We start from the raw sequence: 19,791 nt of genomic DNA, 5'->3' as shown, positions 1-19,791 counted from the left end.
CTGCCCTGAACTCAGTAAGCGGCCGGCGCTTGGAAGGAGTCCGGCAGTTGGTCGGGCGGCTGTCCACCGACGAGGGACAGGAGGATATGGAAACAGGTGTAGAGGAACATCACGGCATTCACCCCACCGACCACGGCGAGGAAACGCGCCCAGTTCGCTGCCCGTTGCGGCAACCGCCAGGCTCCCCGTTCCACCCACGACTCATCGCGTTCGTCGCGGAAGAAGCGCAGCGAGCCCAGCATGCAGCAGACCAGGCCGGAACCGACCGCCTGATACACGGGGAACTGGTACCACTCGCCACTCCACAAGGTCACCTCGGGCAGCGCTCTGGCCCATACGCTGATCCCGGAGGCGGACGGCAGCGGCTCGGACAGACCGAGCACGATGCCGATGAAGAACACGGCCAGGACCAGCCGCCAGGTCCGCCATGCCGGCCGGCGGGCCTTGATCCACCCCAGTGCCTTGCTGCACAGCACGGTGACGATCAGAGCCGACATGCAGACGGAGGCCGACGCCAGCGGCATTTCCGCCTCCGCACCCGGGCCCGCCCCCTGCCAGCCGGGCACATACGGACCCCAGGAACCCACCGCGCCCCACACACTCGCGTTGGAGACGAGAACGGAATGGAACCAGTTCATGAGCGGGCTCTGCCAGCTCGCGAACAGCAGCCCGAGGAAGAGAAGGGCGTCGAACAGCAGCCGTCGTTCGACACGGCACCTCCGGAAGAGCCACGCCGCCGCGGCGGTGATGCAGACGACGGAAATCACGGGATAGACCACATCGGTAGTCCCCGTATCCTTGCTGCCGCCCTGACCCTGGCCCGCCGTCTCGATCAGCCGGTAGCCACCGTCGGCCGCCCAGCGGCTGAACACGTACGCCTGCAGGGCCAGAAACAGCAGGCCGACCCCGGCCCACACCACCACCGGCAACGACAGCAGTTCACGGGGCAGCGCTCCTGACCTGTTCAGGCCGGCCTCGGGTGAGAGCGTGGCATCGGACGGTCGGGTGTCTACTACACGTTCGTTGGGCAGGCCGAGCGGCTCGGATGGGTTCACGCTGTCTCACCTTCGTGTGTGTGGTGTGTCCGGTTTCGTGATGACGACGAGTCCTCTGCGTCGGCGGGCTCACGGGCGGGTGCGGTGCCATGCCCGTGCGCCAGATCCATCAGGTCGTCGATGTCCATCTCGTCGATCGAGACGGGAGCCGGTGTGTCCTGGCCGGAGGGCGGCGCGTCCTCCGGACCTGCGGCGGCGCCCGAGGCGCCGCGGCCCGTGTCCGCGAGCGTGAGCAGGGGCCCGAGGAGCCCCGCGTCCCGCAGCCTGCCGATCGGAATGGACGTCAGGAGGCTGCGTACGTCCTCCTCGCTGCCGCCGGAGAGCTGATCGCCGGCTTGCTCGCCCGTGGCCTCCTGGTCGGGAAGCAGACGCTCGCCCAAGTGCTCGGCCAGCGCTGCCGGGGTCGGGAAATCGAAGGCCAGCGTGGCCCGCAGCCGCAGGCCCGTCGCGGCCGTGAGACGGTTGCGCAGCTCGACCGCCGTGAGCGAGTCGAACCCCAGCTCGCGGAACGCCCGCGATGCGTCGATTCCGTCGGCACCGCTATGGCCGAGCACCGCCGCGACATGCGACCGCACCAGGCGCAGCAGCGCCTGCCTGCGCTCACCGGCACTCTGCCGGGCCAGACGCTCACGCCAGGCCGCCGCCTCGTCCGCCGCCGGGGCCCCATGGCCGGGGGCCGCGGCGGCCGAGCGGGACCGAGGCAGCTGAAGCAGACCTTGCAGCAGCGGCGGCACCGGTGCGGACGCGGCACCAGACCGTACGGCCGTGAGGTCGAGCCGAGCCGGCATCAGGAACGGCTCGCCGTCGGCCAAGGCCGCGTCGAACAGCGCCAGAGCCTCGGCAGTCGGCAGCGGCCGCATTCCCGCGCGGCTGATCCGCGCATGGTCGTCGACGTCGAGGTGGCCCGTCATCCCTGTGCCCTCTTCCCACAGGCCCCAGGCGAGAGAGACGGCGGGCAGCCCCTCGGCGCGGCGGCGATGAGCAAGGAAGTCGAGGACGGCGTTGGCGGCGGCGTAGTTGCCCTGCCCGGGCGAGCCGACCACCGCCGACGCGGAGGAGAACATGACGAAAGCCGACAGCTCTGCCCCGCGCGTCAGCTCGTCGAGAAGCAGCGCAGCGTCCGCCTTGGCCCGGAGGACGGCCCCGAGCCGCTCCGGCGACAGCGACGTGATCACGCCGTCGTCCAGGATGCCCGCACTGTGCACGACACCGGTCAGCGGCCGATCGTCGGGGATCCGTGTCAGCAGGTCGGCCAGCTGCTGCCGGTCCGCCGCGTCGCAGGCGACGACCTCCACCGTCGCGCCGAGCCCACCGAGCTCCGCCCGCAACTCCGGCGCACCCTCGGCGTCCGGTCCGCGCCGACCCGCCAGCAACAGATGCCGTACGCCGTGCGCCTCCACCAGATGCCGGGCCACGAGCCGGCCCAGGACACCGGTTCCGCCGGTGATCAGCACCGTTCCGCCCGGAAGGAAGGGACCCGCTGCCGGTACGGCTGCGTGACCCGCTGACGGTACGGCCACGGCGGGTACGGCGGGTACGGCGTCGGCGACACGTGGCGCGCGCACCAGCCGTGGCGTGAACAGCCCTCCGGGGCGGACGGCAAGCTGCCGCTCCCCGCAGTTCAGCGCCGTCGCCAGCTGACCGGGCTCCGCCTCTGTGCCCCGCTCGAAGTCCAGCAGCGTGATGCGGTCCGGGTGCTCGGACTGCGCCGAACGCACCAGCCCCCACACGGCGGCCCCGGGCAGGTCCGTCGCATCGTCGCCGGAGGCGCGGGCGACCGCGCCGCACGTCAGGACGAGCAGCCGGCTGTCTGCGAGGCGCTCGTCGCCCAGCCAGGCCTGGAGCCTGGCCAACATCTGCGCGGCAGCCGCGTGCACGGCAGCCGTGTGCACGACGCCCACGTGCACGACGTCCGGCCGGGCCTCGCAGGCCTCGGTCCCGCGCTCCCCGGGGGCTTCGGCGGAATACTCCCGGGCTTCGGTGTGGGCGACACCACCTACGACCAGCACACCGGGCGGCGGAGCACCGCGGTCCAGAGCCAGAAGCAGGTCCGCCGGCTCGTCATACGCGGTCACGTGCTCGTGCTCCGTCAGGCCGGGCAGGTGGGGAAGGCCCGCGCCGATGACCGCCCAGGGCCGGTCCGCGGTGGGCGAAGGGGCGTTGGCGGGCACTGGTACGGAAACCCAGTCCAGTCGGAAGAGCGACTCGTGCTCGGGCGTACGATCCGCGGCCGCGCGCAGCTCCTCGGTGGACACCGGCCGCAGCGCGAGCGACTCGATCGTCACCACCGGCCGACCGTCCTCGTCGGCCGCGGTGAGGGCCACGGCATTACCGTGCTGCGGACTGCGCGACAGCCGTACGCGCAACACGGAACTGCCCGCCGTGTGCAGGGACACGCCGCTCCAGCTGAACGGCAGTCGCGCCTGGTGGGCTGCGCGGTCAGGCATGCTCTCCTGGGCGACGTTCTCCGTCGAGCCGTCCCCGTTCTGGGGGGTGAGCGCCGTGGCGTGCAGGGCCGCGTCGAGCAAGGCCGGGTGAACACCGAAGGCCGCCGCCGGAGCATCGCGCAGAGCCTCTTCCGGCAGACGCACCTCGGCCAGGACATCGTCGCCGAACCTCCAGGCGGCGTGCAGCCCCTGGAAGACCGGCCCGTAGGCGATGTCCGAGTCCGCCGCCATACGACCGTAGACGTCGCCCAGTTCGATGGGCTGCGCGCCGGGCGGGGGCCAGCTCCCGCCAAGGCACGCGTCCGTGTGCGTGTCGGCACGGTGATCGGTGTCGGCGTGGTGTGTGAGGAGGCCCGTGGCGTGACGGGTCCACTCCCGGTCCGCCGACGACGCGGTGCCGGAGTACGAGTGGATCGCGAGGGCGCGATGGCCACTCTCATCGGCTGCCCGAACGGTGACCTGCAACGTCACGTCCTCGGTGTGCGGGATCACCAACGGTGCGTGCAGGGTCAGTTCCTCCACCCGAGGGCAGTCCACCCGTTCGCCGGCTTGGAGGGCGAGTTCGAGGAGCGCGGTGCCCGGCAGGAGGACCATGCCGGCGACGGTGTGGTCGGTGAGCCAGGGGTGGGTGCGTAGGGAGAGGCGGCCGGTGAGTAGTTGTGTGTTGTTGTCGGCGAGGGTGAGTGTGGCGGTGAGGAGGGGGTGGTGGGTGGGGGTGAGGCCGGTGGTGGTGAGGTCGGTTGTTGTGGTGGGTGGTTGGAGCCAGTAGTGCTGGTGTTGGAAGGGGTAGGTGGGCAGGTCGAGGTGGGTGTGGGGGTTGGGGTGGGGGTGGGTTTGGGTGTAGTGGTGGTGCCAGGTGGTGGGTGTGCCGATGCCGGTGGTGTGGGTGTGGGCGAGGGCGGTGAGGAAGCGGTGGGTGTCGTTGTCGCCGCGGCGGAGGCTGCCGGTCGCGGTGATGTTTTCGGTGGTGTTTTCGGTGGTGTCTTCGATGGCGGGGACGAGGGTGGGGTGGGGGCTGATTTCGATGAAGGCGCGGTGTCCGTCGTCGGTCAGGGTCTGGATGGCGTGGCTGAAGCGGACGGGCTGGTGGAGGTTGCGGTACCAGTAGGCGGCGTCCAGGGTTGTGGTGTCCAGCCAGGTGCCTTCCACGGTGGAGAAGAACGGCACGGTGGACGGCTGGGGGGTGATGTCTCCCAGCAGGTGCAGGAGTTCGTCGTGGAGGGGTTGGACGTGGGGGCAGTGGGAGGCGTAGTCGACGGGGATGCGTTTGGCCCGTAGGCCGGTGTCGGTGCAGTGCGCCAGCACCTCATCCACCGCCTTGGTGTCGCCGGAGACGGTGGTGGAGTGGGGGCCGTTGAGGGCTGCCACCCACAACTGCCCTTCCCACCGTTCGGAAATGAGCTGCTGCACGTCCTGGGCGGGCAGGGGCAGTGAGGCCATGGCGCCCCGGCCTCGTACGGCGGCCAGTGCGCGGCTGCGCAGTGCAACGGTTTTGGCGGCGTCTTTCAGGCTGAGTGCGCCGCAGATGTGGGCGGCGGCGATTTCTCCCTGGGAGTGGCCGAGGACCGCGTCGGGTTCGATGCCGTAGGAGCGCCACAGGGCGGCGAGGGAGACCATGATGCTGAAGAGCACGGGCTGGACCACGTCGGCTTGTTGCCATGCGGGGTCGTCGGGGTCGCGGTGCAGGATGTCGGTCAGGGACCAGGGCACCCAGGGGGTGAGGGCTTTCTCGCATGCGTCGATGTGTTCGGCGAACACGGGTGAGGAGGTGAGCAGGGTCAGGCCCATCCCGGCCCACTGGCCGCCCTGTCCGGGGAAGACGAAGACGACGCCGCCGCGGTCACCGCCCCGGGTGTGGCCTGTGGTGATGTGGGGGTGGGGTTCGCCGGCTGCCAGGGCTGTCAGTGCCTGCGCCAGTTCCTCGCGGTCCGCGGCCAGGATGACGGCGCGGTGTTCCAGTACGGCCCGGCCGCGGGCCAGACCCGCACCAATGTCGGCAGGTGACATGTCCGGGCGGGCTGCCACGTACTGGCGCAACGCCTGTGCCTGCGCCCGCAACCCGGCCTCAGACCTCGCCGACACCGGCACGGGAAGAGGGAGGGGATGGGGCAGGGCTGGTGCGTTGGCAGGCGGTTCGTCGTCGGTATCGCTGTCCTGGGGAGTGGGTGCTTCTTCGAGGATGATGTGGGCGTTGGTGCCGCTGACGCCGAATGATGACACGCCGGCGTGGCGTGGCCGGCCGGCCGGGTCGGCGGGCCAGGGCACCGGTTGTGTCAGGAGTTGTACTGCGCCTGTGGACCAGTCGACCTGGGGGGTGGGCTCGTCCACGTGGAGGGTCTGTGGCAGCAGCCCGTTGCGCAGGGCCATCACCATCTTGATGACTCCGCCCACGCCCGCGGCGGCCTGTGCGTGCCCGATGTTGGATTTGAGGGATCCCAGCCACAAGGGGCGGTGGTGGGGGCGGTGTTGTCCGTAGGCGGCCAGGAGTGCCTGGGCCTCGATCGGGTCCCCCAGAGTGGTCCCGGTGCCGTGGCCCTCCACTGCGTCGACATCGGCCGGGGTCAGTCCCGCATTGGCCAGGGCCTGACGGATGACACGCTGCTGGGAGGGCCCGTTGGGCGCGGTCAGACCGTTGCTCGCACCGTCCTGGTTGACCGCACTGCCACGCACCACGGCCAGGACACGGTGACCGTTGCGACGGGCGTCGGAGAGCCGCTCCACCAGCAGCATCCCCACACCCTCGGCCCAGCCGGTACCGTCAGCAGCCGCCGAATAGGCCTTGCACCGCCCGTCCGCGGCCAGACCCCGCTGACGTGAGAACTCCACAAACGTACCCGGAGACGACATCACCGTCACACCCCCGGCAAGCGCCATCGAACACTCACCCGCACGCAACGCCTGCGCCGCCCAATGCAACGCCACCAACGACGACGAACACGCCGTATCCACCGACACCGCGGGGCCTTCGAGCCCGAGCGTGTAGGCCACCCGGCCGGACGCCACACTTCCCGAACTGCCGGTCAGGGCGTAGCCCTCGATGGTCTCCACATCACGGCTTTGGCGGATATGCGCGGCGTGGTCTTGAGCGTTGATTCCGGCGAAGACTCCGGTGGGGGTGCCGTGGAGGGTGTGGGGGTTGATGCCGGCGTGTTCGATGGTTTCCCAGGCGGTTTCGAGGAGGAGTCGTTGCTGGGGGTCCATGGCGAGGGCTTCGCGGGGGCTGATGCCGAAGAATTCGGCGTCGAAGTGGCCTGCGCCGTAGAGGAATCCGCCGTTTCGGGTGTAGCAGGTGCCGGGGTGGTCGGGGTCGGGGTCGTAGAGCGTGTCCAGGTCCCAGCCGCGGTCGGTCGGGAAGACGCCGATAGCGTCCTTACCCGAAGCGAGCAATTCCCACAGGTCGTCGGCAGAACGTACGCCGCCGGGGAAGCGACATGCCATACCGATGATGGCGATCGGTTCGTCCTCGACGGTACGCCGATGGGCCACTTGCGGGAGAGCATTCGACAGTGCCGCGTCCTCTTCGTCGTCTAGGTCGACGAGTTGTGTGCGCAGATGGGCAGCACATTCCTGCGGGGTGGGATAGTCGAAGACCAGGGACGGGGGGAGTGGCAGTCCGGTTTCCTTGGCGAGTTCCTTGCTGAACTGAGCCGACGTCAGCGAGTCGAAGCCGAGGTCGCGGAAGGCTCGTTGGTCCTCGATGCCTTCCGGATTACGAAGGCCGAGAACGGTGCAGATGCCTGTCCGAATCAGGCCGAGCAGCACCTGGTTCTGCTTTGAGGACGTCAGTCGGGCCAATCGCTCACGGAGAGACGTCGCAATCGGCTGAGCTGTGGTCGTCTTTGCCGTCGACGCAGCTGCTTCCAGCTCCTGAGCCGCTTGCCGAACCTCCGGAATGTCCTCGATGAGCGGGCTGTGGCGTCGAGCGGTGAAGGCGGGGACGAAGCGCTCCCAGTCGATGTCCGCGATGATCAGGTTGGAATTCGGCCGCTGCGCCCGCGCACGATGGAATGCCGCGAGCGCCATGCGTGGCTCCATCGGCAGAATGCCGCGCTTTTCCAGGTAACCATGAGCCGCATCACCGGCCGACATGCCCTTTCCGGCCCAGGGGCCCCAGGCGATCGATGCCCCGGGAAGTCCATGTGTCTGACGATGCGTCGCGAGCGCGTCCAGGTATGCGTTGGCCGCCGAGTATGCGCACTGATTCCCGCTGCCCCAAGCGCCGGCGCCCGACGAGAAGAGAATGAAGTGTTCAAGCGTTTCATGGTCCAGCAGCAACTCATGCAGAATCGCCGCGCCCGTTGCCTTCGCTGCCGTAACGGAAGAGAAGGATTCGGCATCGGTTTCCGACACGGGGGCGAAGAGATTGACGCCTGCGGTGTGGATGACGGTGGTGAGGGGGTGTTGTGGGGGGATGGTGTTGAGGAGTTGTTGGAGTTGGTCTGGGTTGCTGGTGTCGCAGGTGGTGATGGTGAGGTGGATGCCTTTTTGTTGGAGTTGGGTGGTGAGGTGTTGTGCGTGGGGGGTGTGGGGGCCGGTTCGGCTGGTGAGGAGGAGGTGTTGGGTGGGTTGGTGGGTGGTGAGGTGGTGGGTGAGGTGGGTGGCGAGGGCGCCGGTTCCGCCGGTGATGAGGGTGGTTCCGTGGGGGGTGGGGGTGGGTGGTTGGTGTGTGGGGGTGAGGGTGGTGGGGGTGAGGCGGCGGGTGTGGGTGCCGGTGGTGCGGATGGCGAGTTGGGTTTGGTGGTGGGGTTGGGTGAGGGTTTGGGTGAGGTGGTGGAGGGTGTGGGGGGTGGGGGTGGTGGGGAGGTCGATGATTCCGGCGGTGTGGGTGGGGTGTTCGAGGAGGGTGGTGCGGGCGAGTCCCCAGGTTTGGGCTTGGGTGGGGTGTGTGAGGGGGTCGTTGGGGTGGGTGGTGGTGGCGTTGGTGGTGGCGTACCAGAGGGGGGTTGGTGGGTGGGTTTGGGTGTGGGTTTGGGGGAGGGTGAGGTTGAGGAGGGTGCCGGTGGGTGTGTGGGGGTGGTGGGGGTGGGGTGTTTCGTCGAGGGCGAGGAGGGAGAGCAGGCCGGTGATGGGTCCGGTGGTGTGGTTTTGGGCTTGTTGTCGGGTGTGGTGGAGGGTGTGGTGGAGGTGTTGGGGGTTGGTGTGGGTGTGGTTGACAGTGAGGGGGATGGGGGTGATGCCGTGGTGGTGGAGGTTGGTGAGGATGTTGGTGATGTGGGGGTGGTGGGTCTGGGTTTCGGGGATGGCGATGAGCCAGGTTTGGTGGGGTTGGTGGGTGGTGGGGAGGGTGAGGGGTTTCCAGGTTTCCTGGTAGGTCCAGGTGTTGATGCGGGCTTGGTCGTGTTGGTGGCGGTGCCAGGCGGAGAGTGCGGGCACCACCGTGTCCAGAGCAGAGGCGTCGATGTCGAGGGTTTCGGCGAGGCTCTGGAGGTCTTCCTCGTTCACCGCGTCCCAGAACTCCGACTCGGCGGTGTCTGGAGCCGAGCGGCGAGAACGCCTTTGACCGGGGCTGGTTTGGGCGCTGGGTAGTTCGAGCCAGTAGTGGTGGTGTTGGAAGGGGTAGGTGGGGAGGTCGAGGTGGGTGTGGGTGTGGGGTTGGTTGTGGTGGTGGGTGTAGTGGTGGGGGTGCCAGGTGGTGGTGGTTTTGGCGAGGTTGGTGAGGAGGTGGGTTTGGGGGTGGTGGTGGGGGTGGGTGAGGGTGAGGGTGGTGGTGGGGGTGTTGGGGAGGTTGTGGTGGGTGAGGGTGGTGAGGGTGTTGTCGGGTCCGAGTTCGATGTAGGTGGTGACGCCGTGTTGGTGGAGGGTTTGGGTGGTGGTGGCGTAGTCGACGGTGTTGCGGGCTTGTTGGGTCCAGTAGTGGGGGGTGAGGAGTTGGTCGGGTGGGGTGTTGGCGGTGATGAGGGGGGTGTGGGGTGGGTGGTAGGTGAGGGTTTGGGTGTGCTGGTGGAGTTGGTTGAGGATGGGGTTGGTGTGGGGGGAGTGGAAGGCGTGGTTGGTGGGGAGGGTTTTGGTTTTGATGCCTTGTTGTTGGCAGAGGGTGGTGATGTGTTGGACGGTGTGGGGGGTGCCGCTGATGACGAGGGAGGTGGGGGTGTTGATGGCGGCGATGGCGAGGTCGTTTTCGTGGGCGGTGAGGTGGTGGGTGATGTGGTGTGGGGTGGTGTGGAGGGTGGTCATGGTGCCGGGGGGCATGGTTTGCATGAGGGTGGCGCGTTGGGTGATGAGGGTGGTGGCGTCGGTGAGGGTGAGGATGCCGGCGAGGTGGGCGGCGGTGATTTCGCCGAGGGAGTGTCCGGCGTAGTAGTGGGGGGTGATGTGGTAGCCGTCGGTGAGGAGGCGGTGGAGGGCGACCTGGAAGGCGAAGAGGGCGGGCTGGGCGTACGGGGTCTGCTGGAGCAGTGCGGCCGCGTCCTCGTTGTCGTTGTCGTTGTCGTTTTGGGTGAGGAGGGGGAGGAGGGGGTGGTCGAGGTGGGGGTCGAGGTGGGTGCAGATGTCGTTGAGTGCGGCGGCGAAGACGGGGTGGGTGTGGTAGAGGCCGTGGGCCATGCCGGGGCGTTGGGTGCCCTGTCCGGAGCAGATGAATGCGGTCTTTCCTGCGGCCTCCCCGGTCCCGGTCCCGCCTGGGGCGCTGCTGTGGATGACGGCGGGGTGGGGTTCGCCTGCGGCGAGTGCCTGGAGTGCTTGCAGGAAGGTGTCGCGGTCGGCGGCGATGAGGGTGGCGCGGTGGTCGAACACGGCGCGGGCGTGGGCGAGGGTGTATCCGACGTCGGCGAGGTCGAGGCCGGGGTGGTCGGTGAGGTGGGCGTGCAGGGCCTGGGCCTGGGCGCGCAGGGCCGGCTGCGACTTGGCCGACACCAGCCACGGCCACACCCCAGGACTGCCGGCAGCAGCCTCCTCGCCACTACCGGCATCCTCGTCGGCGGGTGGTCCCCCCGGAACGTCGTCGGCGGGTGCTTCTTCGAGGATGACGTGGGCGTTGGTGCCGCTGACGCCGAATGATGACACTCCTGCCCGCCGCGGCCGCCCCTCCCCGCCGGGCCAGGGCACCGTCTCCGTCAGCAGCTGCACCGCACCCGCGGACCAGTCCACATGCGGCGACGGCTCATCCGCGTGGAGAGTCGGTGGGAGTGTCCGGTGGCGGAGGGCCATCACCATCTTGATCACTCCGGCCACGCCCGCCGCGGCCTGTGTGTGTCCGACGTTGGACTTGACGGAGCCCAGCCACAACGGCCCGTTGCCGGGACGGTCCTGTCCGTAGGTCGCGAGGATGGCCTGGGCCTCGATCGGGTCGCCCAAAGTGGTGCCGGTGCCGTGGGCCTCCACCGCATCGACGTCGGCGGGGGTCAGGTCCGCGTTGGCGAGGGCCTGGCGGATGACGCGCTGCTGGGAGGGCCCGTTGGGCGCGGTCAGACCGTTGCTCGCACCGTCCTGGTTGACCGCACTGCCACGCACCACGGCCAGGACACGGTGACCGTTGCGGCGGGCGTCGGAGAGCCGCTCCACCAGCAGCATCCCCACACCCTCACCCCAGCCGGTACCGTCAGCCGCCGCCGAGAACGCCTTGCAACGCCCGTCGGGGGCGAGTCCGCGTTGGCGGGCGAATTCGGTGAAGGTGATCGGGGTGGTCATGACCGTGGCCCCGCCGGCCAAGGCCATGGTGCATTCACCGGACCTGAGGGACTGGCAGGCGAGGTGCAGGGCGACGAGCGAGGAGGAACACGCTGTGTCGAGGGTGACCGCAGGCCCTTCCAACCCGAGGATGTAGGAGATTCGGCCGGAGGCGATGCTGGTGGCTGCCCCGGTCAGGACGAATCCCTCGGTACCGCTCGGGGCCTGACGGATGTGTGCCGCGTGGTCCTGTCCGTTGGTGCCGGTGAAGACTCCGGTGGGGGTGCCGTGGAGGGTGTGGGGGTTGATGCCGGCGTGTTCGATGGTTTCCCAGGCGGTTTCGAGGAGGAGTCGTTGCTGGGGGTCCATGGCGAGGGCTTCGCGGGGGCTGATGCCGAAGAATTCGGCGTCGAAGTGGCCTGCGTCGTAGAGGAATCCGCCGTTTCGGGTGTAGCAGGTGCCGGGGTGGTCGGGGTCGGGGTCGTAGAGCGTGTCCAGGTCCCAGCCGCGGTCGGTGGGGAATCCGCCGATCGCGTCCTGCTCGGAGGAGATCAGATCCCAGAAGTCGTCCGCCGAGGTCACTCCGCCGGGGAAGCGACAGGCCATGCCAACGATGGCGATCGGCTCATCGAGCTCTGCCCGGGGTCGCGGAAGCGGAGTTGAGTTGTCGGGCTGGAACTCCGCGATCTCGGAGAGCAGAAATTGGGCGAGCTTGGTGGGGCTGGGGTAATCGAAGACGAGAGTCGTCGGCAGAGCCAGCTCCGTCTGTGCTGCGAGGTGGTTGCGAAGCTCCACCGCCGCAAGCGAGTCGAACCCTAGATCCCTGAACAGCCGACCGGGCGGGATGGCCTCGGAGTCGTCGCGCCCGAGCACTGCCGCGGAGTGGATGCGGACGAGGCTGAGCAGCTCTTCTTCCTGCTCGGAACGTGACCGACCCATGAGGAGTTGCCGGAGGTTTGTGCTCTCCGTCTGCTCAACGGTACTGCGCGCCTCCTCAGTTCCCTGTGCCTGGGGAAGGTCCTCGAGCAAGACCGACGACTTGCTGGAGAGAACCGGTCCCAATTTCTTCCAGTCGATATCGGCGACGAGGAGACTCGGGCGCCCGCTCGCGATCGCGCCGTCAACAGCTGTGACCGCCAACTCGGGCGGCATGGCGAACATCCCGCGGCGGCGGAGATGTTCGCTGACTTGACCAGTCGCCAGTCCGTTTCCTTGCCAGGTGCCCCAGGCGATGCTGGTGGCGGGGAGGTGGTGGGTGTGGCGGTGGTGGGCGAGGGCGTCGAGGTAGGCGTTGGCTGCGGCGTAGTTGGCTTGGCCGGGTGCGCCGAAGGTGGCGGCGGCGGAGGAGTAGAGGACGAAGGCGTTGAGGGGGGTGTGTTGGGTGAGTTGGTGGAGGAGGTGGGCGCTGTGGGCTTTGGCGCGGAGGACGTTGTTGAGTTGGGTGGGGGTGAGGTTGGTGAGGGTGGCGTCGTCGAGGATGCCTGCGGTGTGGATGACGGTGGTGAGGGGGTGTTGTGGGGGGATGGTGTTGAGGAGTTGTTGGAGTTGGTCTGGGTTGCTGGTGTCGCAGGTGGTGATGGTGAGGTGGATGCCTTTTTGTTGGAGTTGGGTGGTGAGGTGTTGTGCGTGGGGGGTGTGGGGGCCGGTTCGGCTGGTGAGGAGGAGGTGTTGGGTGGGTTGGTGGGTGGTGAGGTGGTGGGTGAGGTGGGTGGCGAGGGCGCCGGTTCCGCCGGTGATGAGGGTGGTTCCGTGGGGGGTGGGGGTGGGTGGTTGGTGTGTGGGGGTGAGGGTGGTGGGGGTGAGGCGGCGGGTGTGGGTGCCGGTGGTGCGGATGGCGAGTTGGGTTTGGTGGTGGGGTTGGGTGAGGGTTTGGGTGAGGTGGTGGAGGGTGTGGGGGGTGGGGGTGGTGGGGAGGTCGATGATTCCGGCGGTGTGGGTGGGGTGTTCGAGGAGGGTGGTGCGGGCGAGTCCCCAGGTTTGGGCTTGGGTGGGGTGTGTGAGGGGGTCGTTGGGGTGGGTGGTGGTGGCGTTGGTGGTGGCGTACCAGAGGGGGGTTGGTGGGTGGGTTTGGGTGTGGGTTTGGGTGAGGGTGAGGTTGAGGAGGGTGCCGGTGGGTGTGTGGGGGTGGTGGGGGTGGGGTGTTTCGTCGAGGGCGAGGAGGGAGAGCAGGCCGGTGATGGGTCCGGTGGTGTGGTTTTGGGCTTGTTGTCGGGTGTGGTGGAGGTGTTGGGGGTTGGTGTGGGTGTGGTTGAGGGTGAGGGGGATGGGGGTGATGCCGTGGTGGTGGAGGTTGGTGAGGATGTTGGTGATGTGGGGGTGGTGGGTCTGGGTTTCGGGGATGGCGATGAGCCAGGTTTGGTGGGGTTGGTGGGTGGTGGGGAGGGTGAGGGGTTTCCAGGTTTCCTGGTAGGTCCAGGTGTTGATGCGGGCTTGGTCGTGTTGGTGGCGGTGCCAGGCGGAGAGTGCGGGCACCACCGTGTCCAGGCCGGCGGAGGGGGGCACGGCGAGCGTGGTCGCGACCGTTTCCAGGTCCTGGCGGGCCACCGCGTCCCAGAACCGCGACTCCACCTCTGCCGTCCCGCCCGCAGTCCCTGCCCGCCCGGAACCGGAACCCGAACCGGATCCGGCACCCGGCTGTGTGCTTTCGAGCCAGTAGTGCTGGTGTTGGAAGGGGTAGGTGGGGAGGTCGAGGTGGGTGTGGGTGTGGGGTTGGTTGTGGTGGTGGGTGTAGTGGTGGGGGTGCCAGGTGGTGGTGGTTTTGGCGAGGTTGGTGAGGAGGTGGGTTTGGGGGTGGTGGTGGGGGTGGGTGAGGGTGAGGGTGGTGGTGGGGGTGTTGGGGAGGTTGTGGTGGGTGAGGGTGGTGAGGGTGTTGTCGGGTCCGAGTTCGATGTAGGTGGTGACGCCGTGTTGGTGGAGGGTTTGGGTGGTGGTGGCGTAGTCGACGGTGTTGCGGGCTTGTTGGGTCCAGTAGTGGGGGGTGAGGAGTTGGTCGGGTGGGGTGTTGGCGGTGATGAGGGGGGTGTGGGGTGGGTGGTAGGTGAGGGTTTGGGTGTGCTGGTGGAGTTGGTTGAGGATGGGGTTGGTGTGGGGGGAGTGGAAGGCGTTTTTGGTGGGGAGGGTTTTGGTTTTGATGCCTTGTTGTTGGCAGAGGGTGGTGATGTGTTGGACGGTGTGGGGGGTGCCGCTGATGACGAGGGAGGTGGGGGTGTTGATGGCGGCGATGGCGAGGTCGTTTTCGTGGGCGGTGAGGTGGTGGGTGATGTGGTGGGGGGTGGTGTGGAGGGTGGTCATGGTGCCGGGGGGCATGGTTTGCATGAGGGTGGCGCGTTGGGTGATGAGGGTGGTGGCGTCGGTGAGGGTGAGGATGCCGGCGAGGTGGGCGGCGGTGATTTCGCCGAGGGAGTGTCCGGCGTAGTAGTGGGGGGTGATGTGGTAGCCGTCGGTGAGGAGGCGGTGGAGGGCGACCTGGAAGGCGAAGAGGGCGGGCTGGGCGTACGGGGTCTGCTGGAGCAGTGCGGCCGCTTCTTCGAGGGTGGTGGTGTCCTGGGTGTTGGGGTCCTGGGTGAGGAGGGGGAGGAGGGGGTGGTCGAGGTGGGGGTCGAGGTGGGTGCAGATGTCGTTGAGTGCGGCGGCGAAGACGGGGTGGGTGTGGTAGAGGCCGTGGGCCATGCCGGGGCGTTGGGTGCCCTGTCCGGAGCAGATGAATGCGGTCTTTCCTGCGGCCTCCCCGGTCCCGGTCCCGCCTGGGGCGCTGCTGTGGATGACGGCGGGGTGGGGTTCGCCTGCGGCGAGTGCCTGGAGTGCTTGCAGGAAGGTGTCGCGGTCGGCGGCGATGAGGGTGGCGCGGTGGTCGAACACGGCGCGGGCGTGGGCGAGGGTGTACCCGACGTCGGCGAGGTCGAGGCCGGGGTGGTCGGTGAGGTGGGCGTGCAGGGCCTGGGCCTGGGCGCGCAGGGCCGGCTGCGACTTGGCCGACACCAGCCACGGCCACACCCCTGGACTGCCGGCAGCAGGACCAGTCGCTTCCCCGCCGGTACCGGCGTCGTCGCCGGCCGCTTCCCCCGGAACATCGTCGGCGGCTGCTTCTCCCGGGGCGTCGTCGGCGGGTGTGTCTGACGGGATGTTGTGGGCGGGTGCTTCTTCGAGGATGACGTGGGCGTTGGTGCCGCTGACGCCGAACGATGACACTCCTGCCCGCCGCAGCCGCCCCTCCCCGCCGGGCCAGGGCACCGTCTCCGTCAGCAGCTGCACCGCCCCCGCGGACCAGTCCACATGCGGCGACGGCTCATCCACATGCAACGTCCGCGGCAGCAGACCATTCCGCAGCGCCATCACCATCTTGATGACCCCGCCCACACCTGCGGCAGCCTGCGCGTGGCCGATGTTCGACTTCATCGAGCCCAGCCACAGCGGTTCGTTGCCGGGGCGGTCCTGTCCGTAGGTGGCGAGGAGGGCCTGGGCCTCGATCGGGTCGCCCAAAGTGGTGCCGGTGCCGTGGGCCTCCACCGCATCGACGTCGGCGGGGGTCAGGTCCGCGTTGGCCAGGGCCAGGCGGATGACACGCTCCTGGGACGGCCCGTTGGGCGCCGTCAGCCCGTTGCTCGCACCGTCCTGATTGACCGCACTGCCACGCACCACCGCGAGGATTCGGTGACCGAGCCGCCGCGCGTCCGACAGCCGCTCCACCAGCAGCATTCCGACACCCTCACCCCAGCCGGTGCCGTCAGCCGCTGCCGAGAACGCCTTGCACCGCCCGTCCACGGCCAGGCCCCGCTGCCGCGAAAACTCCACGAACCCGGCCGGGGTTGACATCACCGTGACGCCACCCGCGAGGGCCATGGAACACTCGCCGGACCGCAGCGCCTGACAGGCCAGGTGCAGAGCGACCAGGGACGAAGAGCAGGCAGTGTCGACTGTGAGGGCCGGACCTTCCAGGCCGAGAGCGTAGGCGACACGACCCGAGGCGATACTGCCTGCGCTTCCGTGCCCGAGATACCCCTCGAACCCTGCCGGAGCTGTGGGAAAGCGCGCGGCGTAGTCGTGGTAGGTCAGCCCGGCGAAGACGCCGGTTGGTGTGCCACGGAGGCTGTCGGGGTTGATGCAGGCGTGTTCGATGCTCTCCCACGCTGTTTCCAGCAGCAGCCGCTGCTGCGGGTCCATCGCCAGTGCCTCACGCGGACTGATACCGAAGAAGTCGGGATCGAAATTGCCTGCGTCGTAAAGGAATCCGCCGCTCCGGGTGTAGCTGGTTCCGTGGTGGTCCGGGTCCGGGTTGTACAGCGTGTCGAGGTCCCACCCACGGTTCGTCGGGAATCCGCCGATCGCGTCATGGCCACCACTGACCACCTGCCAGAGATCATCGACCGTCCGTACATCACCGGGGTACCGACAGGCCATGCCGACGATGGCGATCGGCTCGTCGGCGGGGACCGCAGTTAGCGGCAGACGAGTGGTCGTGCCTGTGTCCGCTCCGACGATCGCCGCCCGGAGGAACTGGCAAAGCGCCATCGGAGTGGGGTAATCGAAGATCAGCGTGGCCGGAAGCGGCAGGTCAACGTCAGCAAGCAGTCGATTACGAAGCTGAATTGCGGCGAGAGAATCAAAACCCAGCTCTTTGAAGGCCTTGTTCGGAACGATCACTTCGGGAGTGGCATGGCCCAGCACAGCGGCCGCATGGGTGCGCACCAGGCGCAACAGCTCTTCGTCTCGCTCCTGCGGAGACTTGCCCACGAGGACATCACGCAGCGGGGTTGATGGGGTCGTGGCTTGCTCACGGCCTTCGCTCGGTGACGGGTCGCTCGGCTTGCCGGGTGGTTGGAGCCAGTAGTGGTGGTGTTGGAAGGGGTAGGTGGGGAGGTCGAGGTGGGTGTGGGTGTGGGGTTGGTTGTGGTGGTGGGTGTAGTGGTGGGGGTGCCAGGTGGTGGTGGTTTTGGCGAGGTTGGTGAGGAGGTGGGTTTGGGGGTGGTGGTGGGGGTGGGTGAGGGTGAGGGTGGTGGTGGGGGTGTTGGGGAGGTTGTCGTGGGTGAGGGTGGTGAGGGTGTTGTCGGGTCCGAGTTCGATGTAGGTGGTGACGCCGTGTTGGTGGAGGGTTTGGGTGGTGGTGGCGTAGTCGACGGTGTTGCGGGCTTGTTGGGTCCAGTAGTGGGGGGTGAGGAGTTGGTCGGGTGGGGTGTTGGCGGTGATGAGGGGGGTGTGGGGTGGGTGGTAGGTGAGGGTTTGGGTGTGCTGGTGGAGTTGGTTGAGGATGGGGTTGGTGTGGGGGGAGTGGAAGGCGTGGTTGGTGGGGAGGGTTTTGGTTTTGATGCCTTGTTGTTGGCAGAGGGTGGTGATGTGTTGGACGGTGTGGGGGGTGCCGCTGATGACGAGGGAGGTGGGGGTGTTGATGGCGGCGATGGCGAGGTCGTTTTCGTGGGCGGTGAGGTGGTGGGTGATGTGGTGGGGGGTGGTGTGGAGGGTGGTCATGGTGCCGGGGGGCATGGTTTGCATGAGGGTGGCGCGTTGGGTGATGAGGGTGGTGGCGTCGGTGAGGGTGAGGATGCCGGCGAGGTGGGCGGCGGTGATTTCGCCGAGGGAGTGTCCGGCGTAGTAGTGGGGGGTGATGTGGTAGCCGTCGGTGAGGAGGCGGTGGAGGGCGACCTGGAAGGCGAAGAGGGCGGGCTGGGCGTAGCGGGTCTGCTGGAGCAGTGCGGCCGCTTCTTCGAGGGTGGTGGTGTCCTGGGTGTTGGGGTCCTGGGTGAGGAGGGGGAGGAGGGGGTGGTCGAGGTGGGGGTCGAGGTGGGTGCAGATGTCGTTGAGTGCGGCGGCGAAGACGGGGTGGGTGTGGTAGAGGCCGTGGGCCATGCCGGGGCGTTGGGTGCCCTGTCCGGAGCAGATGAATGCGGTCTTTCCTGCGGCCTCCCCGGTCCCGGTCCCGCCTGGGGCGCTGCTGTGGATGACGGCGGGGTGGGGTTCGCCTGCGGCGAGTGCCTGGAGTGCTTGCAGGAAGGTGTCGCGGTCGGCGGCGATGAGGGTGGCGCGGTGGTCGAACACGGCGCGGGCGTGGGCGAGGGTGTACCCGACGTCGGCGAGGTCGAGGCCGGGGTGGTCGGTGAGGTGGGCGTGCAGGGCCTGGGCCTGGGCGCGCAGGGCCGGCTGCGACTTGGCCGACACCAGCCACGGCCACACCCCTGGACTGCCGGCAGCAGCCTCATCGCCACTACCGGCATCCTCGTCGGCGGCTGATTCTCCCGGGACGTCGTCGGCGGGTGTGTCTGACGGGATGTTGTGGGCGGGTGCTTCCTCGAGGATGACGTGGGCGTTGGTGCCGCTGACGCCGAATGATGACACTCCTGCCCGCCGTAGCCGCCCCTCCCCGCCGGGCCAGGGCACCGTCTCCGTCAGCAGCTGCACCGCACCCGCGGACCAGTCCACATGCGGCGACGGCTCATCCACATGCAACGTCCGCGGCAGCAGACCATTCCGCAGCGCCATCACCATCTTGATGACCCCGCCCACACCCGCAGCGGCCATGGAGTGCCCGATGTTGGACTTGAGGGTTCCGAGCCAGAGGGGGCGGCCGTTGGGGCGGTCCTGACCGTAGGCTTCGACGAGGGCTTGAGCCTCGATCGGGTCGCCCAGGGTGGTCCCCGTGCCGTGGGCCTCCACCGCATCGACATCGGCAGGGGAGAGGTGTGCGTTGGCCAAAGCCTGGCGGATGACCTTGACTTGTGAACGACCGTTGGGTGCGGTCAGGCCGTTGCTTGCGCCGTCCTGGTTGACGGCGCTGCCGCGGACGACGGCCAGGACACGGTGACCGTTGCGGCGGGCGTCGGAGAGCCGCTCCACCAGCAGCATCCCCACACCCTCGGACCAGCCGGTCCCGTCCGCCGCCGCCGAAAACGCCTTGCACCGGCCGTCTGCGGCCAGGCCCCGCTGGCGAGAGAACTCGGTGAAGACGAAGGGAGTGGCCATGACGGAGGCGCCGCCTGCGAGCGCCATGGTGCATTCACCGGACCGGAGCGCTTGGCAGGCCAGATGCAGGGCGACGAGCGAGGAGGAACACGCGGTGTCGATAGTGATCGCAGGGCCTTCGAGCCCGAAGTTGTAGGAGATACGGCCTGACGCAATGCTTGCCGCGCTGCCAGTGAGCAGGTAGCCCTCGACTGCGTTTGAGGGCTGATGTGTGTATCCGGTGGTGTAGTCCTCCGGATTGATCCCCACGAAAACCCCGGTCCGGCTTCCGCGCATGGACCTCGGGTCGATTCCGCCCTGTTCGAACGTTTCCCAAGTGGTTTCGAGCAGCAGGCGCTGCTGCGGGTCCATTGCCAGCGCCTCACGCGGTGACAACTCGAAGAACGCGGCGTCGAAGTCGCCCGCGTCATAGAGAAACCCTCCGCTGCGCGTGTAACTGGTTCCTGAGCGGTCGGGGTCCGGGTCGTAGAGCTGCTCCAGGTTCCATCCACGGTCGGTCGGGAACTCCCCGATAGCGTCCGTCTGGGACTTGACGAGATGCCACAGTCGCGTGGGTGACGTCGCCCCGCCTGGGTAACGACACGCCATCCCCACAATCGCGATCGGCTCCTGCTCACGCTCGACCACCTCGTACAGGCGACGGCGAGTGCGGTCCAGGTCCGCAGTGACGCGCTTGAGGTATTCCAGGAGCTTCGCTTCATTCGCCAATTGCATTCACGTCCTAGCAGGGCCCA

At 68.3% G+C, this 19,791-nt stretch carries 2 protein-coding genes; both read right to left on the bottom strand.

Annotation, left to right across the window (positions count from 1 at the left end; all coding sequences use genetic code 11):
- Positions 1-11: 11 nt before the first annotated feature.
- Positions 12-1,055, bottom strand: a complete 1,044-nt coding sequence (gene aveC / locus SAVERM_RS05190) for an avermectin biosynthesis spirocyclase AveC (protein WP_010982378.1) — start codon at positions 1,053-1,055, stop codon at positions 12-14.
- Positions 1,052-19,765: a type I polyketide synthase gene (locus tag SAVERM_RS45280; protein WP_197675330.1), complete on the bottom strand. Its 18,714-nt coding sequence runs from the start codon at positions 19,763-19,765 to the stop codon at positions 1,052-1,054. The genes aveC and SAVERM_RS45280 overlap by 4 nt, the downstream gene beginning before the upstream one ends.
- Positions 19,766-19,791: the final 26 nt, after the last annotated feature.

It is taken from the genome of Streptomyces avermitilis MA-4680 = NBRC 14893 (assembly GCF_000009765.2).
Classification (GTDB): domain Bacteria; phylum Actinomycetota; class Actinomycetes; order Streptomycetales; family Streptomycetaceae; genus Streptomyces; species Streptomyces avermitilis.
Note: the sequence above shows the minus strand (reverse complement) of the source record. Positions and strands in the feature narration are given on the sequence as shown.